1 protein-coding gene is annotated in these 3,093 nt (G+C 33.6%); it reads left to right on the top strand.

From position 1 onward, the window contains the following. The first annotated feature begins 292 nt into the window (after positions 1–292). Positions 293–2,797 (top strand): hypothetical protein, encoded by a 2,505-nt coding sequence (locus SOY52_RS04405; RefSeq protein ID WP_320847768.1) that lies wholly within the window; start codon positions 293–295, stop codon positions 2,795–2,797. Positions 2,798–3,093: the final 296 nt, after the last annotated feature.

The raw sequence follows: 3,093 nt of genomic DNA, 5'->3' as shown, positions 1-3,093 counted from the left end.
CAAGGTAAGACCTCATGAGTCTTTAGGATACCAGACTCCTTATGAAGTTTATAGAAATGGATGTTTCCCTGCAGAGGGATACTCAAAGGAGAAAACAGAGGTAGCGTAAATTCCTTATTATCCTGAACTACTGTCTTGACGAGGGGCTTAACTCATTAATAATTTTGGGAAAACTTCTTAGTTGAACCATGCATCGATATAAAAGTAAAATAAATATTAAGGTTGAAATATATTTCTGCTTTTATCTTGAATAAAAAGCAATAATATGTTGCGTTTAAAGGATATAGGATATATGCACAGAAGAAAAATATTAATAGTAGTTATCACATTAATGCTACTTTTCACTTTTGTTTCTTGTAATCACTCAACATCTGGGCCTCAAGATGTAATTAGAAAGATTACAATAATTGGAGATTATTCACTTGCAGGAATTCCCTCTGAAGTAAAAAATGGAACCGTAATTACATTTCCAGAAAAGATAATCAACGGCCATAGTTACACTGCAACCATTGCCAATAGGCCATATTCTGCAGGTGAAAAATACACTGTAAATTCAGATATCATCATCAACCTACTCTTAAATCATGAATATACTCAATGGACCAATGATGGTAAATCCACACATGTTAGGCACTGTACGGTTGAAGGATGTAGTAACATCGAGAGTGGTTATCATACAATAAAAAATGAAAGCTGTACCTTATGCGGTTACCACCCTGATCTTTTCACCATCAGCAACAATCTTGCTGAAGATAGTGAAAAGGCAATGAAAGACATTTCATCTTCAGAAACAGTTAATTATGTAAATGTAGGTAAAATTAAAAGCAAAGTATCTTCAATTAAGCTTGGTGAAAAAACTTACAAAGAAGAAGATGCAATATCTATTGGAGAATCAAGCCCGATTAAAGTATTCACTATTGAAAATGGTGAACTTAAAGTCATAGCTCCAGTACTTTGGTTCTCAATGCTTGATAATGAAATACTAAAAATAGAAAATGTATCATTTCTCCTTCCAGAAGTAGAAAAACCAAATCTAAAAATAGATGAAGCTAAGAGTAAATGGTCAGATGGAAATAATGAATTGACAATACAATATGATGGTAGTGTTGTCAGTACTAAATACAATGATAGTGATTGTCAGAATTCTCTAATACTCAAATTTAAAGATACAAATGAAGAAACCAATTTTATTTATAGAACTATTTATATCTATTCTGATGGTACAAGTGAAATTTCTTACATAAAATCAAAAGGAGAAATCAATCTTTTTCCTTTTGGGAAAGGTAATGACCCTGTATCTTCAGATAATCTTAAAACTTGTATTTTAATTTCAGCATACAGCGAAATTGGTTACATAGAGACACTTCTTACCTTTAATAACGGTAACGCTGAACAAAGAATTAACCCCACAAATATAGAGAACGGTGAAACTGTAACGATAAATAAGGAAGATTGTACAGTGTATTCCATCGTAACAAATTTCATGTCAGGTTATTCAACTTCTAAAGAATATGAAGGTGATGAATTTAAAGTAGAAGCAACAGTTATAAATGATATTACTTGGTCTGGATCAAGGAATTTATCTAGCACATATTCTGCAATTAATATTTCAAAACCTTACCAAGATGAATATGGGAATATTACATGGGACGGAATGTATGTATATGACAACGACAAACCTGAACAGAAGGATATGAAGGAAATTCAAAATTCAGAAGATATAATTACAGGACGAGACTATGATAATGGATTGCTATACATTATCGACAAAAATGTTTCAGATAATGACCTTGAGATGGTCAATGAAATTCTCAATTGTCTGTATTATGATGAAGATTCCTTGATGGAAGATAACTACCTTGAAAAAGAACAAGAAATGCTAAAAACCAAGCCTTCTGAAAAATATCTTTTCCCTATGAAGGATTCAGAAGGAAATAATCACAGGCTTTTTACTATTGCAATATATGATTTCAATGAAGAAGATATTGGCACACTTGGGTATTTTTCTTCAGAGCCATACAATTCCCAATCATCAAGGAATGCTTATGCTGCATTCTACATGAACCTCTCATCGATAAGAAATAATTATAATGAATCAGGAGCTAAGGCAGCAGCGGAATCATTTCTCAAAACCTTTGCCCATGAATACACCCATTATCTTCAAGTTGATAGAAAGCACAATACAGCATACATGGAAGCGATAGACTTAGCACACTTTTTGGAGGAAGGTATTGCTGATTACATAAGTTTAAAACAGAATGGCCTCTTTGAAAGGGAGCATGGGGCATACAATGAGGAGCAAGGATACATTAACATGATGTTCCACAACAGCAAAACATATCATCCAAGGTGTCAAGAATATCAAATATGTAACTATGGTATCGGCTGTATGTTCTGGTCATACATTGAAGAAAAGTATCAAGATTACGGTGGAATGGACGTTGTCATCAATCTAACTCGACAAGATACCGATACCCTTGAAGCAGTAGAAAGAGAACTCAAAAAACCATTTAATGAGGTATATGAAGATTTCATGCTTGAAATAATTGCTGAAGCTCTAGGAGTAGATGAGATTAATGGAATAAAGCGTGATATGAAGTTCCCTGAGCTCTATGAAGTAAAACGTATCTATGATGAGGCCATAACATACACAAACGATGCAGACAAAACTGATATGAATGTAAATCTTGGACCAATGAGTTTTAGTATTATAAGATATTATGATAAACTTCCAAATTCGCTTACGTTCGCAAGTGAAAGTGCTGATGCAAAGTGTTATCTAGTTTATTTAGATTGATATGAAAGATATAAGGGACTGTTGCATGAAAATACCTTCAAATAAGGCTGATGTACAGCCCCTTTCCTATTGAACAAATATAGGCTATTTGATAACACTTATTTGTTATATTATAAGCAATTAAAAAAAGCAGGGAAGACATCCTAACTCCCTCTCTGTCATCGCTTGTCATATGACAAAATCTTCATTTAGGAGCCGCTTTATGACCGATACCAGCAAAAATATACTTCTTTCCGAAGTACAAGGGTGTTAGCGTCGGCGTAAATCAACCATTCGAGAGTGCGGACAAAATCCTA

The sequence above is a fragment of the Bullifex sp. genome, assembly GCF_034103065.1.
In the GTDB taxonomy this organism is placed as follows: domain Bacteria; phylum Spirochaetota; class Spirochaetia; order Sphaerochaetales; family Sphaerochaetaceae; genus Bullifex.
This window is presented reverse-complemented; position numbering and strand designations above follow the sequence as displayed.